The organism is Enterobacter sp. 241F3, from assembly GCF_034106785.1.
Classification (GTDB): domain Bacteria; phylum Pseudomonadota; class Gammaproteobacteria; order Enterobacterales; family Enterobacteriaceae; genus Enterobacter; species Enterobacter vonholyi.
Genome location: NZ_JAWNDD010000008.1, coordinates 13,052 through 29,689 on the forward strand (window position 1 = coordinate 13,052; position 16,638 = coordinate 29,689).

15 protein-coding genes are annotated in these 16,638 nt (G+C 55.6%); 10 read left to right on the forward strand and 5 right to left on the reverse strand.

Annotated elements, in window-relative coordinates:
• Positions 1 to 67 precede the first annotated feature (67 nt).
• Positions 68 to 940 carry a 23S rRNA pseudouridine(2604) synthase RluF gene (gene rluF, locus UR504_RS18145; RefSeq protein WP_133293565.1) on the forward strand — a complete coding sequence of 291 codons (873 nt, stop codon included), beginning with the start codon at positions 68 to 70 and terminating at the stop codon, positions 938 to 940.
• Here the strand turns inward: rluF and UR504_RS18150 are convergent, their stop codons facing one another.
• The 3 genes from UR504_RS18150 to rtcR all read right to left on the reverse strand — a co-directional run bounded on the left by UR504_RS18150 (position 941) and on the right by rtcR (position 3,888).
• Positions 941 to 1,213 carry a DUF3811 domain-containing protein gene (locus UR504_RS18150; protein WP_023309994.1) on the reverse strand — a complete coding sequence of 91 codons (273 nt, stop codon included), beginning with the start codon at positions 1,211 to 1,213 and terminating at the stop codon, positions 941 to 943. It lies immediately after the preceding gene.
• A 50-nt stretch (positions 1,214 to 1,263) separates the two neighbouring features.
• Positions 1,264 to 2,208, reverse strand: a complete 945-nt coding sequence (gene panS / locus UR504_RS18155) for a ketopantoate/pantoate/pantothenate transporter PanS (RefSeq protein WP_302238022.1) — start codon at positions 2,206 to 2,208, stop codon at positions 1,264 to 1,266.
• A 105-nt stretch (positions 2,209 to 2,313) separates the two neighbouring features.
• Positions 2,314 to 3,888 (reverse strand): RNA repair transcriptional activator RtcR, encoded by a 1,575-nt coding sequence (gene rtcR / locus UR504_RS18160; protein ID WP_143344517.1) that lies wholly within the window; start codon positions 3,886 to 3,888, stop codon positions 2,314 to 2,316.
• A 440-nt stretch (positions 3,889 to 4,328) separates the two neighbouring features.
• Between rtcR and UR504_RS18165 the strand changes: the two genes are divergently transcribed.
• From UR504_RS18165 to UR504_RS18175, 3 genes are read left to right on the forward strand one after another with little or no spacing between them, the layout of a single operon-like run.
• Positions 4,329 to 5,456 carry a slipin family protein gene (locus tag UR504_RS18165; protein WP_023618733.1) on the forward strand — a complete coding sequence of 376 codons (1,128 nt, stop codon included), beginning with the start codon at positions 4,329 to 4,331 and terminating at the stop codon, positions 5,454 to 5,456.
• Between the two features lie 4 nt (positions 5,457 to 5,460).
• Complete coding sequence (locus UR504_RS18170) at positions 5,461 to 6,687, forward strand: RtcB family protein (RefSeq protein WP_047073138.1); 1,227 nt, start codon at positions 5,461 to 5,463, stop codon at positions 6,685 to 6,687.
• A 4-nt stretch (positions 6,688 to 6,691) separates the two neighbouring features.
• Positions 6,692 to 7,480 carry a nucleotidyltransferase domain-containing protein gene (locus UR504_RS18175; protein ID WP_302238014.1) on the forward strand — a complete coding sequence of 263 codons (789 nt, stop codon included), beginning with the start codon at positions 6,692 to 6,694 and terminating at the stop codon, positions 7,478 to 7,480.
• 41 nt (positions 7,481 to 7,521) lie between these two features.
• On the opposite strand, the gene lysC is transcribed toward UR504_RS18175, so the two are convergent.
• Entirely contained in the window at positions 7,522 to 8,871 is a 1,350-nt protein-coding gene (lysC, locus tag UR504_RS18180) for a lysine-sensitive aspartokinase 3 (RefSeq protein WP_111965816.1), read from the reverse strand.
• Between the two features lie 374 nt (positions 8,872 to 9,245).
• On the opposite strand from lysC, the gene pgi reads away from it, so the two are divergent.
• The 6 genes from pgi (at position 9,246) to psiE (ending at position 15,641) form a co-directional block, all read left to right on the forward strand.
• Positions 9,246 to 10,895, forward strand: a complete 1,650-nt coding sequence (pgi, locus tag UR504_RS18185) for a glucose-6-phosphate isomerase (RefSeq protein WP_302238011.1) — start codon at positions 9,246 to 9,248, stop codon at positions 10,893 to 10,895.
• A gap of 367 nt (positions 10,896 to 11,262) precedes the next feature.
• A complete protein-coding gene (gene yjbE, locus UR504_RS18190) occupies positions 11,263 to 11,505 on the forward strand; it encodes an exopolysaccharide production protein YjbE (protein WP_008503423.1) in 243 nt (80 codons plus the stop codon).
• Positions 11,506 to 11,568: 63 nt separating this feature from the next.
• Positions 11,569 to 12,207, forward strand: coding sequence for a YjbF family lipoprotein (locus UR504_RS18195; RefSeq protein WP_115876948.1), 639 nt, complete (start codon positions 11,569 to 11,571; stop codon positions 12,205 to 12,207).
• The gene (locus UR504_RS18200; protein ID WP_302238008.1) at positions 12,204 to 12,941 is read left to right on the forward strand and encodes a capsule biosynthesis GfcC D2 domain-containing protein; all 738 of its coding nucleotides are present in this window, start codon (positions 12,204 to 12,206) and stop codon (positions 12,939 to 12,941) included. The genes UR504_RS18195 and UR504_RS18200 overlap by 4 nt, the downstream gene beginning before the upstream one ends.
• Positions 12,941 to 15,037, forward strand: a complete 2,097-nt coding sequence (locus tag UR504_RS18205) for a YjbH domain-containing protein (protein WP_302238006.1) — start codon at positions 12,941 to 12,943, stop codon at positions 15,035 to 15,037. Before UR504_RS18200 ends, UR504_RS18205 begins: the two co-directional genes overlap by 1 nt.
• Before the next feature lie 193 nt (positions 15,038 to 15,230).
• Positions 15,231 to 15,641, forward strand: coding sequence for a phosphate-starvation-inducible protein PsiE (gene psiE / locus UR504_RS18210; protein WP_000202963.1), 411 nt, complete (start codon positions 15,231 to 15,233; stop codon positions 15,639 to 15,641).
• 97 nt (positions 15,642 to 15,738) lie between these two features.
• On the opposite strand, the gene malG is transcribed toward psiE, so the two are convergent.
• Positions 15,739 to 16,629 carry a maltose ABC transporter permease MalG gene (gene malG, locus UR504_RS18215; RefSeq protein ID WP_023310002.1) on the reverse strand — a complete coding sequence of 297 codons (891 nt, stop codon included), beginning with the start codon at positions 16,627 to 16,629 and terminating at the stop codon, positions 15,739 to 15,741.
• Between the last annotated feature and the right edge of the window lie 9 nt (positions 16,630 to 16,638).

The following is a 16,638-nucleotide window of genomic DNA, read 5'->3' on the forward strand; positions in this document are numbered from 1 at the left end:
CAACGGTTACTAACACTTTTTTGTCAGCCGCAAGGTAAGGTATATTTCGCCCTTCACAGGAGAAACTATGCTGCCAACTCAATCAACCCGATTAAACAAATACATCAGCGAGAGCGGAATCTGCTCACGTCGCGAGGCTGACCGTTACATTGAACAAGGTAACGTGTTTCTTAACGGCAAACGCGCCACCATCGGCGATCAGGTGGTCCCTGGCGATGTGGTTAAAGTGAATGGTCAGGTCATCGAACCGCGTGATGCTGAAGACCTGGTGTTTATCGCGTTGAACAAACCGGTTGGGATTGTCAGCACCACGGAAGACGGCGAGCGGGACAACATCGTTGATTTCGTGAACCACAGCAGCCGTATCTTCCCGATCGGCCGTCTGGATAAAGACTCTCAGGGGCTGATTTTCCTCACCAACCACGGCGATCTGGTCAACAAAATTCTGCGTGCCGGTAACGACCACGAGAAAGAGTATATCGTGACGGTGAATAAGCCGATCACGGACGACTTTATTCGCGGCATGGGCGCCGGTGTGCCGATCCTCGGTACCGTTACGAAAAAGTGTAAGGTGAAAAAAGAAGCGCCGTTCGCGTTCCGTATTACCCTGGTGCAGGGCTTAAACCGCCAGATCCGCCGCATGTGCGAGTATTTCGGTTATGAAGTGACGAAGCTTGAGCGCACGCGCATCATGAACGTTAGCCTGTCCGGCATCCCGCTGGGTGAGTGGCGCGACTTAACGGACGACGAGCTGATCGAGCTGTTCAAGCTTATCGAGAACTCCTCGTCCGAAGCGAAGCCGAAGGCCAAAGCAAAACCGAAAGCTCAGGCGATTAAGCGCCCGGTCGTGAAGGCGCCGCAGGCGGAAGAGAAAGGGCGAGGCAAGCCGGGCAACGGAAAACGCTTTACCCAGCCGGGGCGTAAAAAGAAAGGGCGCTGATTAGCGCCTTCCACGGGTTGATGTGGTGGCGGACCAGGAAAAGGTCGCTTCTGCATCAGGTTTATAAGCCTGCTCTTTTTTCAGCTTGCGGGCCTTTTTCGCCGCGGCGTCACGTTGCGCCATCAGCTTATCGATGTACTCTTTTTTCACCTGATTGGTTTCGGCGTTCGTCAGCGTGCGGCCATGTGCGATACGAGCGCGGTCGAGAAGCGTTTTCAGCTCGCGCTGCTCGGCTTCCGTCATGTCTTTCTGGGTCAAACGTGGTGTAGCCATTGCTGAAGCCTCCTGATGTGGAGGCTTCAGTGTAAAGCAAGCAGCGTAAATTAACCCTGCTTCACCGCATCTTTTTTCGTTTGTTCATCAATCGGTTTGCCGGACCAGTAGCCCGCCAGCAGAGAGCCGGAGAGATTGTGCCAGACGGAGAACAGCGCACCCGGCAGGGCCGCCAGCGGCGAGAAGTAGATTTTACCGAGCGCCGCCGCCAGGCCGGAGTTCTGCATCCCTACCTCGATTGCCAGCGTGCGGCAGGTCGATTCGTCGAAGCCAAACAGTTTCCCGCCCCAGTAGCCGCCCAGCAGGCCGATGGTGTTATGCAGCACAACCGCGACGATCACCACAAAGCCTACGGAAGCAATGTGCGAGGCGGAGCCCGCCACCACGGCGCTGATGATGGCCAGAATGCAGATCATCGAAAACGCGGGCAGATACGGCTCAACGGCCTTCACCACGCGAGGGAACAGGTGGTGAATGACCAGCCCAAGCGCAATCGGGATCACCACGATTTGCAGAATGCTCAGCAGCATCCCCATCACGTCCACCTGAATATGCGCATCCACGTACAGGCGGGTTAACAGCGGCGTGGCAATCACGCCCACCAGCGTGGAGACGGACGAGATAGTGACGGAGAGCGCCACGTCGCCTTTCGCCAGATAGATCATGACGTTGGACGCCGTGCCGCTGGCCACGCTGCCCACCAGCACCATTCCGGCGGAGAGGTCGGGCGGCATCTTAAAGACCATCGCCAGCAGCCACGCTGCAAGCGGCATCACCAGGTAGTGGAGGAATATTCCTGCCGCGACGGGCGCAGGGCGAGACAGCACGCGCTTAAAATCGTCTACTTTCAGATGCACACCCATACCGAACATGATCAGCATCAGCAGCGTGGTGACCCACGGACCAATACCGGTGAACGTGGTGGGAGTGTAATACGCGAGTAGGGAGAGCAGCAGCGCCCATAACGGGAACAGCCGCGTAATAGCGGATAACATAATGATTTCCTTGCGATGAATGTTGCGTGTGTTTGTTATAAAAAGCCGGGATCGAGCCCGGCTATAGTTATTGTTTATCGCGTAAGGAAGTAATATTCAAATGAATTATGACCGGATGCTTTCCCAGCTCAGACTAAAGCGAGCCAGATATTTGCGCAGTCGGTCGGCGTCGTTAGGATTGGCTTTTTTGAGCCGTGAAACGGCAAACAGCTCACGTCCGGCTTCAGACAACGATGCGCTGCGGCGACATACCTCCAGCACCGTTTCCAGTTGCCGCTGGTCAAAGAGGTCAATCTCCATGTCAGTTGCAGGCTGCGTCACGTCAGTTTGCCAGTCGGTCTGAAGACGTGAGATCTCCTCCAGCACCAGATCCTGAGTAATACGCCCTCGTTCCGCCAGCGTCGCCATGCGTGCGACGCTGGCGCTCAGTTCGCGAAAGTTGCCCCGCCACAGCGCTCTGCTGGAACAGGCAAAGGCCAGATAGCCTTCGCGTGCCTCTTTATCGAAGCGGATTTGCGTCTGGCTTGCGCGAGAGAAACGTTGAAGTTCGTAGTCAACATTCGGCGTGATGTCTTCTTTCCGTTGGGCAAGGCCGGGTAATGCAAAGCTCCACATATTAATACGGGCATAGAGATCTTCACGAAAACGTCCTTCTGCCACCCACTGGCGCATATCACGGTGGGTTCCGGCGATAAGTTGAAAATCGCTGTGAACTTCTTTATCGGAGCCAAACGGGAAAAAAGTTTTCTCTTCAATGGCTTTGAGCAGCATCGCCTGTTCATCCAGGCCTAGTTCGGCAATCTCGTCGAGGAAAAGGACACCGCCATCGGCTTCACGCAGCAGGCCGCTGCGCGCCGACAGTGCGCCGGTAAAGGCCCCTTTCACATGGCCGAACAGCGTGGACATGGCGTTATCACCGCGCAGGGTCGCGCAGTTGACGGAAACCAGTTTGCCGGAAACCTGATGGCGTGACTGCTTAAGCTGATAAATGCGGTTCGCGAGGAACGACTTGCCCGCGCCGGTGGGGCCGGTCAGCAGGATCGGGGCTGTTGAACGTAGCGCCACGCGTTCAATCTTGTCGATCAGACTGTTAAAGGTGGCATTTCGCGTCTCAATACCCGCTTTCAGAAATGAGATTGACTGCTGCTGCTCGCGCTGAAAACGGTTGGTAAGGGTCGTGTAGCGGCTTAAATCCAGGTCGATAATTGAGTAAGTTCCGGCTGCAGTCTCCTCAGCAGAGGCTTCTTTTCTGGCAGGGCCAGTCTGCAAAAGGCTGGCGGGAAGATAGCGGGCTTCCGTCAGCAGGAACCAGCAGATCTGCGCCACATGCGTGCCGGTGGTGATGTGGACGAAATACTCTTCGCGATCGGTATCAAAAGTGTACTGGGTGGCGAAATCGAGAAACGCGGCATAAACCTCTTCGAAATCCCACGGGTCTTCAATGATTACCGTGCTGGGACGCACCTCGGTGTGGGGGGAAACCAGCACAATATCTTCCGCCAGTTGCTGAGCCATGCCGAGATCTCGCGGTTGATGTAGCAGCTCCAGCCTGTCGACCGGGAAATCCGGCTGTTGGCACAGCCCGACGGTCGGTCGCCATTTGCGAAAGCGATTAGCCCGCTTTCCCCGTTTATCCATCACGGTGCCAAGCACCCCGATCACCACCTTCCGCTTCTTCATGTTTATCCAGAAAGATAATTGTCGATATAGCAGGATAAGAAATGTTGAGCCGAACGGCAATGCATGAAAAGCGCGATAAATAAAAATCATTAATTATCAATAAAATAAAAAATAAAACAGCGATTTTTGTTTTTGGCACGCTTCTGGCAATACAGATAACGTCACGACGTTGAGCACACTGGGGGTTAAGGCCCCGTCGGCGCACCAGGAACGGCAAGGCTGTTTTCCGGGGGCGTTCCGTCAACCAATGACAGATAGAAGGGTTCGATTCCCGATTCATTCTCCCAATGAAAACTGGTTGTAAACATCAAAGTAAAAACGGGTATTGCGCAGTCAGCAATCCCAATGAAGGTCGCCGGTAATGGCGCCGGATCGCAGGCGAAAAGGCATTCCCCTGTGATTTCGTGCCTGCACCCGCGCCTGACTTTAAGGAATATAAAATGGCTAAAAAAATCACGATAAAAAAAGGTCAGTTAGGACTGGTAGCAAAAGCTGGCGATTATTACCGGGTACTGGAGGCGGGTGAACACCGTCTGGGTTGGTTCAATACTGACGACGTGCTGGTGGTGAGCCAGGATGGCAGCGAGGTGCCGGGTGCGCTGGCGGATTATCTGCGCCGCTTTCAGCCTGACTGGGTGGTACGTTACTGCCTGGCGGTTGACCTTACTGCAGATGAAATCGGGGTGTTATCGAACAACGGCGTATTGCAGGAAATTGTGCCGCCTTCGACTCGTCGTCTGTACTGGCAGCAGGATGCGGCGTTGACCCTGCAAAGAATCGATACCCGCGACGTGCGGGTGCCAGTGGACGTGATGAATGCTGCTCTGCAACCGCGTCGTAATGGCGCGCTAAAGGGGCGCGACGCGATGCTGGTCGTACAGGTACCTGCCTGGCACGTCGGGGTGGTGAAAATCGACGGAGAAATTCAGGCACTGTTACCGCCGGGACTGACGGCTTACTGGAAAATTAACCATCTGGTTGAGGCAGAGGTAGTGGATACGCGCCTTCAGGTGGTGGAAGTGAGCGGGCAGGAGATCCTGACGAAGGACAAAGTTAACCTGCGCCTGAACCTGGCGGCTAACTGGCGCTACAGCGACGTGCTGCAGGCCTGCGGACAGCTTACGAAACCGCTGGAACATTTGTACCGCGAACTCCAGTTCGCACTGCGTGAGGCGGTCGGCACCCGCACGCTCGATGAGTTACTGGAAGATAAGCAGATCATTGATGAGGTGGTCAGCAAACAGGTGCAAGGCCGCCTGTCATCCTTTGGAATGGAAATTGCGTCGCTTGGGGTAAAAGATATTGTTTTACCTGGTGATATGAAAACAATTTTATCCCGTCTGGTAGAGGCCGAAAAATCGGCCCAGGCGAATGTTATTCGCCGACGTGAAGAAACGGCGGCGACACGATCGCTGTTAAACACCGCAAAGGTGATGGAGAACAACCCGGTGGCGCTGCGTTTAAAAGAGCTGGAAACCCTGGAAAGGGTCGCGGAGCGTATCGACAAAATTTCAGTATTTGGTGGCCTGGACCAGGTATTACACGGCCTTGTTAACCTGAAAGGATAACGCAATGCAACAGAATGATTTTGAATTACTGACGGCGTCAAACGGCGCCCCGATCAAAATGTGGACTCACGGCGTTCCCGTGGAGCCAGAGGCACAGGCGCAGTTACTGAATACTGCAAAGATGCCGTTTATTTTCAAACACCTTGCGGTGATGCCCGACGTTCATCTCGGTAAAGGCTCAACCATCGGCAGCGTGATTCCGACCAAAGGGGCAATTATTCCTGCGGCGGTTGGCGTGGATATTGGCTGCGGGATGATTGCCGTTCGCACGTCGCTGGTGGCCGGTGATTTGCCGGATAATCTCAGCGGTTTACGTAGCGCCATTGAACAGGCAGTACCGCATGGGAGAACCAATACGCGTTCTCGACGGGATAAAGGCGCGTGGGAAACGCCACCGAAAGAAGTGGACGATCGCTGGTTGGTGTTGGCCCCACGTTTTAAACAACTCACGGATAAATACCCGCAGTTGCGGAAAACCAACAACTACCAGCATCTGGGCACGCTGGGTACCGGAAACCACTTTATTGAAATTTGCCTCGATGAGCAGCAGCGCGTCTGGGTGATGTTGCACAGCGGCTCGCGCGGCGTAGGAAACGCCATCGGTAATGTGTTTATCGCCCTGGCACAGCAGGATATGCAGCATCACCTGGGACATCTGCCGGATAAAAATCTGGCCTATTTTCAGGAGGGGAGTCGTCACTATGAGGACTACATTGAGGCGGTGGAGTGGGCGCAGGATTTTGCCCGCCACAATCGGGAAGTGATGATGTCGCGCGTGCTGGCGGCGCTCTCTCGCGAAGTGACAAAGCCCTTTATTACGCAGCAGGAGGCGGTTAACTGCCATCACAACTATGTGCAGAAAGAGCATCACTTTGGGGAAGAGGTACTGATCACGCGCAAAGGTGCGGTGTCGGCGCAGAAAGGGCAGATGGGGATTATTCCGGGCTCAATGGGCGCAAAGAGCTTCATCGTGCGTGGCCTCGGCAACGAGCAAAGCTTCTGTTCCTGCAGCCACGGCGCCGGGCGAGTGATGAGCCGAACGGCGGCAAAAAAACGCTATACCCTTAGCGACCATATTCAGGCGACCTCTCACGTAGAGTGTCGCAAAGACAATGAGGTGATCGATGAAACGCCGATGGCCTATAAAGACATTGACGCCGTGATGGCCGCGCAATCGTCGCTGGTGGAGATCGTTCACACCCTGCGTCAGGTAGTGTGTGTAAAAGGATAAAAAAATGAGCAACAACGATGTTGATAGCGCGATGCGCGCACGTGTCTGCGCGCAACTTCGCGATATAGAGCAGCGCTATAACGTGCGCGTGCTCTACGCCTGTGAATCGGGCAGCCGGGGATGGGGATTTGCCTCACCGGATAGCGATTATGATGTGCGGTTTTTGTACGTTCACCACCCAGAATGGTATCTGCGCGTCGAATCCCAGCGGGATGTGATCGAGCTGCCGATAGATGATGAACTGGACGTTTGTGGCTGGGAATGGCGCAAGGCACTGGGCCTGCTGAAGGGGGCAAACCCGACGCTTATCGAGTGGCTGGATTCCCCTGTTGTTTATCAGGAGGATGAGACGGTAGTGGCCGAGTTGCGTGCGCTGATACCTGCGTGGTTTTCGCCATTGCGCGCCCGCTGGCATTATTACTCAATGGCCCGAAAAAACTTCCGTGGATATTTACAGGGGGAAACGGTTCGGCTGAAAAAGTACTTTTATGTTCTGCGACCTTTGCTGGCGGCGCGGTGGGTAGAAGCGGGGAAAGGCGTTCCACCGATGCGTTTTGCCGAACTGCTTGCCGGGAGCGAACTGTGTGCGCCGTTACGTGCGGAAATCGATGCATTGCTGGAAATAAAACAGCGCGTAGGTGAAGCGGAATATGATCCTAAACGGCCCTTACTCCACGCTTTTTTGCAAAGTGAGCTGGTGAGAGGAGAAGTGCCGCCGGTACTACCCGACAGCAGAGAAGGAAATTTAAAAGATCTGGATTCGCTGCTGATGAGAACAGTAATGAAAAGCTAAAGAATGGCCCGGTAGTGAAAACGCCCGGGCCACTCTTGCGCTTATTCAAACAAATTCTGATGAAGTTTCTGCACGACCTGCTCGGCCTGATCGGCTGGCACCAGGAAGCAGAGGTTATAGCTGGACGCACCGTAGCAAATCATGCGGATGTTGAACGGGTCGAGCACGCCAAATACCTCTTTGCCCACGCCGCAGGCGCGCGACAGCTTGTTGCCGATGATGGCAACCAGCGCCAGGTCTTCTTCCACTTCCACGCGGCACAGCTCAGACAGCTCAATCAGCAGCGACTGCGTCAGCAGGGTGTCACCCGTTGAGGTTGAACCGGTGGTGTCCAGCGTTAGCGCAATGCTCACTTCCGAGGTGGTGATCAGATCCACGGAGATGTTGTGGCGTGCCAGAATGCCAAACACTTCCGCCAGGAAACCGCGGGAGTGCAGCATATTGTGACTGTGGAGCGTCACCAGCGTCTGGCGACGGCGCAGGGCCAGGGCGCGGAACAGCGGTGGGTTTTCCGTTTTCTTGCAGACCAGCGTCCCGCCCGCTTTTGGATCTTTACTGGAGCCGACGAAGACCGGGATATCGCTGCGTACGGCAGGCAGCAGCGTGGCCGGGTGAAGCACTTTCGCGCCGAAGGTGGCCATTTCCGCCGCTTCTTCAAAGGCGATCACATCAATACGTTTCGCCGCGGAAACGACGCGCGGGTCGGTGGTGTAAATGCCCGGAACGTCAGTCCAGATATCCACGCGCGTGGCATGCAGGGCCTCGCCCAGTAGCGCTGCGGTGTAGTCGCTGCCGCCACGGCCAAGCGTGGTGGTGCGGCCCTTCGCTTCGCTGCCGATAAAGCCCTGTGTGACCACGATGCCGTCTGCCAGACGCGGGGCCAGCTGCTGATTGGTCAGTTCCGCCAGCGCCTCAACGTCCGGCTCGGCGCGGCCAAAGCGGTCGCTGGTACGCATGATTTTGCGCACGTCAAACCACTGCGCCTGAACGTTACGCTCGCGCATGATTTCAACAAACAGCAGGGTGGACATCAGCTCACCGTGGCTGACCAGCTCGTCGGTCAGGGCGGTGGAGGTTGCCAGAGAAGCCGCTTCTGCCAGGGTAGTGATATTTTCCAGCAAACGTTCCACTTCCTCGCGGATGACGTTAGGGTTCTGCAGACGTTCAAGAATGTCGAACTGAATTTTGCGCAGTGCATCCAGCTTCACGAAACGTTCTGTCGCTTCCAGTCCTTCAGACAGAGAAACCAGCAGGTTCGTCACGCCGGCGGAGGCAGACAGCACCACCAGGCGGGTATTCGGATCGGCCAGCACCACATCGGCGCTGCGGTTCATGGCATCGTAATCGGCCACACTGGTGCCGCCAAATTTGGCGACCACAAAACTCGTCATAACAACCTCGTGTCAGGGAATGAATAAGCGACCTTGGCACAAGAGTGAAACGAAAACAGGTGCAGGCGCAAAATACGGCCCTATAAATAAAATGCGGGGGAGGTCCTGTCAATGCTGGGATTATGCGGATTTTTTATGGGGGGGTACCCCTGAGAAACAGGACTTATAACAGGGCCAGATTTTATGCTCCGTTTTAGGGCGTTTTGACCGACATTTATCCGCTCCGGGAGGGCGCTTCAGCAACTATACTTTTCGGGTCTTTTCACCTGTGTTTGATGCAGGCCAGGGCAATGGCATAAAAACCATCACAATTTTTATTTGCAGGCGCTACAATCGACCGCAGTCACAATTCTCAAATCAGAAGAGTATTGCTAATGAAAAACATCAACCCAACGCAGACCGCTGCCTGGCAGGCACTCCAGAAACATTATGATGAAATGAAAGACGTCACCATCGCGGATCTTTTCGCGAAAGATGCCGATCGTTTCAACAAGTTCTCCGCGACCTTCGACGACCTGATGCTGGTGGATTTTTCTAAAAACCGCATTACCGAAGAGACGCTGGCAAAACTGCAGGATCTGGCGAAAGAGACTGAGCTTGCAGACGCCATCAAATCCATGTTCTCCGGCGAGAAGATCAACCGCACCGAAGATCGTGCCGTGCTGCACGTGGCCCTGCGTAACCGTAGCAATACGCCAATCATCGTTGACGGCAAAGACGTCATGCCGGAAGTGAACGCGGTGCTGGAAAAGATGAAAGCGTTCTCCGAAGCGATTATCTCCGGTAGCTGGAAAGGCTACACCGGCAAACCGATCACCGACGTGGTTAACATCGGTATCGGCGGTTCTGACCTCGGCCCGTTCATGGTGACCGAAGCGCTGCGTCCGTATAAAAACCACCTCAACATGCACTTTGTGTCTAACGTCGATGGTACCCACATCGCCGAAGTGCTGAAGAACGTGAACCCGGAAACCACCCTGTTCCTGGTTGCGTCTAAAACCTTTACCACTCAGGAAACCATGACCAACGCCCACAGCGCGCGCGACTGGTTCCTGAAAACCGCTGGCGACAACAAGCACGTGGCGAAACACTTCGCGGCGCTTTCTACCAACGGTAAAGCCGTCAGCGAGTTCGGTATCGACACCGCGAACATGTTCGAGTTCTGGGACTGGGTTGGCGGCCGCTACTCCCTGTGGTCTGCGATTGGCCTGTCCATCATCCTGTCCGTGGGCTTCGACAACTTCGTTGAGCTGCTCTCCGGCGCGCACGCGATGGACAAACACTTCTCCACCACCGCGCCTGAGAAAAACCTGCCGGTACTGCTGGCGCTGATCGGGATCTGGTACAACAACTTCTTCGGCGCTGAAACCGAAGCGATCCTGCCGTACGACCAGTACATGCACCGCTTTGCGGCGTACTTCCAGCAGGGCAACATGGAATCCAACGGTAAATACGTTGACCGTAACGGCAACGCGGCGGACTACCAGACTGGTCCAATTATCTGGGGCGAGCCGGGCACTAACGGTCAGCATGCTTTCTACCAGCTCATTCACCAGGGCACCAAAATGGTACCGTGCGATTTCATCGCTCCGGCTATCACCCATAACCCGCTGTCCGACCACCATCCGAAGCTGCTGTCCAACTTCTTCGCCCAGACCGAAGCGCTGGCGTTCGGTAAATCCCGCGAGGTGGTTGAGCAGGAATACCGTGACCAGGGTAAAGATCCTGCTACGCTGGAACACGTGGTACCGTTCAAAGTGTTTGAAGGCAACCGTCCAACCAACTCCATCCTGCTGCGCGAAATCACGCCGTTCAGCCTGGGCGCGCTGATTGCCCTGTACGAGCACAAAATCTTCACGCAGGGCGCGATCCTGAACATCTTCACCTTTGACCAGTGGGGCGTTGAGCTGGGCAAACAGCTGGCAAACCGTATTCTGCCAGAGCTGGGTGACGATAAAGCGATTACCAGCCATGACAGCTCGACAAATGGTTTGATCAACCGTTATAAAGCATGGCGTGCGTAATTAAAACGACATGAAAACGTGCCGGCTTAATGCCGGCATTTTTTTATCGGATAATTCCTGATGTCTGTTAGTTAACTCAAATTCTGGATCTGAGTTTAATCCGAAAAAGACGCTTAACCCGTTAATTGCTGCGGTTTATTTTAAGAAAATACGCAGAAATCAGATAATGTAAATATATTATAAGTATTTGTTTTGTATTTCTTTTGTATTTTTTGGATTTGTCCTTCATTTCCATTTTAACCATTATTCCGAAAACCCGCTCCCTATTTCCCCTTACGGCAAACCCACGGCATGAGTTGTGTATACTCGATTCCGCCTGAAATTCTTTTCGGGCAAATCTCCATTCATTCATTGAAGGGAAATTGTTATGAAGAAAGTACTGTATGGCATTTTTGCCATATCTGCGCTTGCGGCGACATCTGTTTATGCAGCTCCGGTTCAGGTCGGGGAAGCGGCGGGGTCGGCTGCGACGTCTGCGTCTGCGGGAAGTTCTACCGCAGCCAGCGCCAGCACCGTAAGTTCAGCCGTGGGTGTCGCGCTGGCGGCAACCGGTGGCGGTGATGGCTCCAACACCGGAACCACGACCACCACGACAACCAGCACCCAGTAATAGCGGGTGTTTTAATCATAACCACACTTCGGTGTGGTTATTTCGCCCCTTCGGAGAAGAGTCGTGAAGCGACCTGCAATCATTCTGATTTGCCTGCTGCTGCAGGCGTGCTCGGCCACCACTAAAGGGCTGGGTAATTCACTGTGGGAAAGCATGTTCGGCACGCCGGGCGTGCATCTGACCGATGACGAACTTCAGAACATGCCTTATGCCAGTCAGTACATGCAGCTTAACGATGGCCCGCAGCTTTTTGTGGTGCTCGCTTTCGATGAAAACGGGCAGCAGAAATGGGTGACGCAGGATCAGGCCACCATCGTGACGCAGCATGGCCGTATCGTGAAAACCCTGCTGGGCGGCGACAATCTGCTGGAGGTGAATAATCTCGCCGACGACCCGCTGATCAAGCCGAACCAGATCGTCGACGGCGCAGGCTGGACGCGCACGATGGGCTGGACTGAACACAAGCAGGTGCGTTACGCCACGGCACGCTCGACCTTCCGCTGGGACGGCACGGACAGCGTGAAGGTCGGCAGCGACGAAACGCAGGTTCGCGTGCTGGATGAAGAGGTCACTACCGATCGGGCCACCTGGCACAACCGCTTCTGGATTGACGAGGAAGGGCAGATCCGCCAGTCATTACAGTATCTTGGTGCCGGATTCTTTCCGGTCAAAACCACCCTGATCAAGGCGGCGAAATCATGAAAATGCTCATCCACGCTGCGCTTATCGCCAGTTTTGCCGCGCCGCTGGCATGGTCCGCCGGGACTGTGAAGGTCTACACGCCGGACAGTGAAAAACCCAAAACCTTAACCCACGCCGAACATCTGCTCGATCTCGTCGGACAGCCAAGGCTTGCCAACAGCTGGTGGCCAGGCGCGGTCATCGCTGAACGGCAGAAGACCGTTGAAGCGGAACAGCAGCACAAGGCGCTTCTTGCCAGACTAACGGGACTCGCGGAACAGGAAGACGGCGACGACGCGGCGGCCATTAATAGCGTTCGCCAGCAGCTGCAGGCGCTGAAGGTGACGGGCCGACAGAACGTCAATCTTGACCCGGATGACGTGCGCGTCACGGAAAACGGCAACCCGGCGCTGGAAGGGGACTACACGCTCTGGCTTCCGGCGAAGCCGACGACGGTGACCGTGATGGGGCTTATCAGCAGCCCGGGTAACAAGCCCTTTACCCCCGGTCGTGACGTGGCGAGTTATCTCGACGAGCAGAGTCGGCTGAGCGGCGCGGATAACAGCTACGCCTGGGTGATTTACCCCGACGGCCACACGCAAAAAGCCCCCGTTGCTTACTGGAATAAACGTCATATCGAACCCATGCCGGGCAGCATTATTTTTGTCGGTTTTGCCGACCATTTCTGGACGAAGGCGTATGACGGGCTTAACGCCGATATCCTTCACTCCCTGATTCAGCGGATACCGGAATAATGAAAAGAACCTATCTCTACAGCATGCTGGCGCTCTGCGTGAATGCCGCCTGCCATGCAGAAACGTATCCGGCACCCATTGGCCCGTCTCAGTCAGACTTCGGCGGCGTCGGTTTACTGCAAACGCCCACCGCGCGTATGGCGCGCGAAGGGGAAATTAGCCTTAACTACCGTGATAACGACCAGTATCGCTACTACTCGGGGTCAGTGCAGCTGTTCCCGTGGCTTGAAACCACGCTGCGCTATACCGACGTGCGGACGAAACAATACAGCAGCGTCGAGGCGTTCTCAGGCGATCAGACCTACAAAGATAAAGCCTTCGACGTCAAGCTGCGCCTGTGGGAAGAGAGCTACTGGATGCCGCAGGTCTCCGTGGGCGCCAAAGATATCGGCGGTACCGGCCTGTTTGATGCGGAATACATCGTGGCCAGCAAGGCCTGGGGGCCGTTCGACTTCTCGCTTGGCCTGGGATGGGGCTATCTCGGCACCAGCGGAAACGTGAAAAACCCGTTTTGCTCCTACAGCGATAAATACTGCTACCGCGATAACAGCTATAAGAAAGCGGGCTCCATCAACGGGGATCAGATGTTCCACGGTCCGGCATCGCTGTTTGGCGGTGTGGAGTATCAAACCCCATGGCAGCCGTTACGCCTGAAGCTGGAGTACGAGGGGAATGATTACTCGCAGGACTTCGCCGGGAAGATTGAGCAGAAGAGCAAGTTTAACGTCGGCGCAATTTATCGCGTCACCGACTGGGCCGACGTTAACCTCAGCTACGAGCGCGGCAATACGGTGATGTTCGGCTTCACGCTGCGCACCAACTTTAACGACATGCGGCCGCACTACAATGACAACGCGCGGCCTGCATACCAGCCGGAACCGCAGGATGCGATTCTGCAGCACTCCGTGGTGGCAAACCAGCTGACGCTGCTGAAATACAATGCTGGCCTGGCGGATCCGAAAATTCAGGTGAAAGGCGATACGCTTTACGTCACCGGCGAGCAGGTGAAATACCGCGACTCGCGGGAAGGGATCGAGCGCGCCAACCGGATCATCATGAACGATCTGCCAGAGGGGATCCGCACGATCCGCGTGACGGAGAACCGTCTCAACCTGCCGCAGGTGACGACGGAAACGGATGTTGCCAGCCTTAAGCGCCACCTCGAAGGCGAGCCGCTGGGACATGAAACCGAGCTGGTGCAAAAACGCGTTGAGCCGATCGTCCCAGAAACCACAGAGCAGGGCTGGTATATCGACAAGTCGCGCTTCGATTTCCATATCGATCCGGTGCTGAACCAGTCCGTCGGTGGGCCGGAAAACTTCTACATGTATCAGCTGGGCGTCATGGCGACGGCGGATCTGTGGCTGACCGACCATCTGCTGACCACCGGCAGCCTGTTCGGCAACATCGCCAACAACTACGACAAGTTCAACTACACCAACCCGCCAAAAGACTCGTCGCTGCCGCGCGTGCGTACCCGCGTGCGTGAGTACGTGCAGAACGATGCTTACGTGAACAACCTGCAGGCCAACTACTTCCAGTACTTCGGCAACGGCTTCTACGGCCAGGTGTACGGCGGGTATCTGGAAACCATGTACGGCGGCGCGGGGGCGGAAGTGCTTTATCGTCCTGTCGACAGCAACTGGGCGTTCGGGATTGATGCTAACTATGTTAAACAGCGTGACTGGCGCAGCGCGCAGGACATGATGAAGTTCACCGACTACAGCGTCAAAACCGGTCACCTGACCGCCTACTGGACGCCGTCGTTCGCGCCTGACGTGCTGGTGAAAGCCAGCGTAGGCCAGTATCTGGCGGGCGATAAGGGCGGTACGCTGGACATCTCCAAACACTTCGATAGCGGCGTCGTGGTGGGCGGCTACGCCACCATTACCAACGTCTCGCCGGACGAATACGGGGAAGGGGACTTCACCAAGGGAGTCTATGTGTCGATTCCGCTGGATCTGTTCTCGTCAGGCCCAACCCGCAGCCGTGCAGCGGTTGGCTGGACGCCGCTGACGCGCGACGGCGGCCAGCAGCTTGGACGTAAGTTCCAGCTGTACGACATGACCAGCGATAAGAACATTAACTTCCGCTGATGCCCCTCACCCTAACCCTCTCCCCAAAGGGGAGAGGGGATCGCTCGGTGCTGTCTTTTCCCCCTCGCCCCTTTGGGGAGAGGGCCGGGGTGAGGGGAATCCTCTCCGGTGCGCTAAACATAAACAAAAAATATAGATCTCCGTCACATTTTTGCGTTATACAGAAACCTCGCCCTGGAGAATGAGGTGCTGTATGACATCCCTGACTCGCCCGCGCGTTGAGTTTATCTCAACTATCCTCCAGACCGTGCTGAACCTCGGTCTGTTGAGCCTTGGCCTGATACTGGTCGTCTTTTTGGGTAAAGAGACGGTGCATCTGGCGGATGTGCTGTTTGCCCCTGAACAAACCAGCAAATATGCGCTGGTGGAAGGCCTGGTGGTCTACTTTCTCTACTTTGAATTTATCGCCCTGATTGTGAAGTATTTTCAGTCCGGCTTTCACTTCCCACTACGTTATTTTGTCTACATTGGGATCACCGCCATTGTGCGGCTGATCATCGTCGATCATAAATCCCCGCTCGACGTGCTGATCTACTCGGCGGCGATCCTGCTGCTGGTGATCACCCTCTGGCTGTGCAATTCGAAGCGGCTGAAACGGGAATAAAAAAATGGCGCTCCGAAGAGCGCCTAACAACAGTCACAAGTTGGGTCAATACAATACGTCTAAAGTTGAGGGTTGCAGTGGCATAACAAAATGAAACTTAACCTTTCACACCGCCCGCCGTCAGGCCGTTCACCAGCCAGCGCTGCGCCAGCAGGAACACCACGGTAATCGGGATGGCGGAAAGTACGGCCGCCGCGGCAAAGTCGCCCCACAGGTAGTTTTGCGGGTTGAGGTATTGCTGCATACCCACGGCCAGGGTGTAGCTGTTCACATCACGCAGTAACAGTGAGGCAACCGGTACTTCGGTGATCGCAGCGATAAACGACAGGATAAACACCACCGCCAGAATCGGCACCGACAGCGGCAGCAGCACCAGGCGGAACGCCTGCCACGGGGTAGCCCCATCCAGCGCGGCGGCTTCTTCCAGCGAGCCGTCGATAGTTTCGAAATAGCCTTTAATGGTCCACACATGCAGTGCGATACCGCCAAGGTAGGCGAAGATCACGCCGCCGTGGGTGTTCAGGCCGATAAACGGGACGTACTGGCCCAGGCGGTCAAACAGGGCATACAGCGCCACCAGCGACAGCACCGCCGGGAACATCTGGAAAATCAGCATCCCTTTCAGCAGCGTCGCTTTGCCCGGGAAACGCATACGGGCAAAGGCGTAGGCGCAGGTGGTGGACAGCGCCACGATACCAATGGCGGTAATACCTGCGATTTTCACCGAGTTCCACAGCCACAGCAGCACCGGGAACGGCGGCGGCGTGACGCGGCCATCCGCGTGTTCCACGCTAAAGCCCAGCGCGAGCTTCCAGTGCTCCCAGGAGATTTCGTCCGGGATCAGGCTTCCTGTCGCGAAGTTACCCGAACGCAGGGAGATGGCGATAACCATCAGCAGCGGGAACATGATCGCCGCGATGAAAATCAGCAGGCCTAAGTGCGTCGCCAGGAGGCGCAGTTTCTGAGATTTGGGTTGTACCATTGCCATGATCGATGC

Bases quoted from the DNA above. Each gene is read 5' to 3' on its own strand.
- UR504_RS18170 (WP_047073138.1), top strand. From the start codon at position 5,461: ATGCAACAGAATGATTTTGAATTACTGACGGCGTCAAACGGCGCCCCG.
- yjbE (WP_008503423.1), top strand. From the start codon at position 11,263: ATGAAGAAAGTACTGTATGGCATTTTTGCCATATCTGCGCTTGCGGCG.
- rluF (WP_133293565.1), top strand. From the start codon at position 68: ATGCTGCCAACTCAATCAACCCGATTAAACAAATACATCAGCGAGAGC.
- UR504_RS18150 (WP_023309994.1), bottom strand. From the start codon at position 1,213: ATGGCTACACCACGTTTGACCCAGAAAGACATGACGGAAGCCGAGCAG.
- lysC (WP_111965816.1), bottom strand. From the start codon at position 8,871: ATGACGAGTTTTGTGGTCGCCAAATTTGGCGGCACCAGTGTGGCCGAT.
- panS (WP_302238022.1), bottom strand. From the start codon at position 2,208: ATGTTATCCGCTATTACGCGGCTGTTCCCGTTATGGGCGCTGCTGCTC.
- UR504_RS18165 (WP_023618733.1), top strand. From the start codon at position 4,329: ATGGCTAAAAAAATCACGATAAAAAAAGGTCAGTTAGGACTGGTAGCA.
- UR504_RS18200 (WP_302238008.1), top strand. From the start codon at position 12,204: ATGAAAATGCTCATCCACGCTGCGCTTATCGCCAGTTTTGCCGCGCCG.
- psiE (WP_000202963.1), top strand. From the start codon at position 15,231: ATGACATCCCTGACTCGCCCGCGCGTTGAGTTTATCTCAACTATCCTC.
- UR504_RS18205 (WP_302238006.1), top strand. From the start codon at position 12,941: ATGAAAAGAACCTATCTCTACAGCATGCTGGCGCTCTGCGTGAATGCC.
- rtcR (WP_143344517.1), bottom strand. From the start codon at position 3,888: ATGAAGAAGCGGAAGGTGGTGATCGGGGTGCTTGGCACCGTGATGGAT.
- UR504_RS18175 (WP_302238014.1), top strand. From the start codon at position 6,692: ATGAGCAACAACGATGTTGATAGCGCGATGCGCGCACGTGTCTGCGCG.
- malG (WP_023310002.1), bottom strand. From the start codon at position 16,629: ATGGCAATGGTACAACCCAAATCTCAGAAACTGCGCCTCCTGGCGACG.
- pgi (WP_302238011.1), top strand. From the start codon at position 9,246: ATGAAAAACATCAACCCAACGCAGACCGCTGCCTGGCAGGCACTCCAG.